This is a genomic window from Vibrio sp. 1580 (assembly GCF_033340055.1).
This window is the reverse complement of the sequence record NZ_JAWOVT010000539.1, coordinates 1-571: the sequence shown is the minus strand read 5'-3', so window position 1 is coordinate 571 and position 571 is coordinate 1. Positions and strand designations below refer to the sequence as shown.

1 pseudogene is annotated in these 571 nt (G+C 44.8%); it reads left to right on the top strand.

What is annotated here, in order from left to right:
* A pseudogene (locus tag R7093_RS27045) lies at positions 1–200 on the top strand (sodium-dependent transporter); the annotation flags it as partial.
* Positions 201–571 lie beyond the last annotated feature (371 nt).

Here is a 571-nt window from a genome sequence, read left to right as displayed (position 1 = left end):
CGCAGTATCTTCAGCCTACCGCTGCTCTGATGTTCTGCTTGTTTGGTGGTTGGGTGTGGAGTCGTCACAGCAAAATCAAAGAGCTTGAGCAGGGCAACCCTGAGTTCACCTTGGGGTGGTTTGGTAAAGTTTGGCCTTCGTATGTGAAGTTCGTTTGTCCGGTGCTGGTGGCAACGGTGATTTGGGCTTCTTTTGGTTAACGCCAGAGAGCAGTAGATAAAAAAGCTTGATGCGGTGGCATCAAGCTTTTTACGTTAATAGGTTCTAGGTTCTAGGTTCTAAAAGTTGAGGAAGTTGGCGTGAAAGCGTCAACTTTTTTATTGCCTGTCGGAAAACTTTCCCTGAAGGCTTCTCCACTACTATCGGGGTTGTAACCTTTCAAGTTACAGTTCCACTCTATATCAGCGGGTTAAGTAATTTATTTAAACACAAGCAATTTGTTTAGCTCAGAACGCAGATATTTTTCTTGCTACCTGGGAAGAGGCGCGGAGTGTACGTCAGTACATAAGCACCGATGACAACGGTAGAAAGAGAAATAGCCAGTTATGAGGCAAACATAAAAAAACGGAGC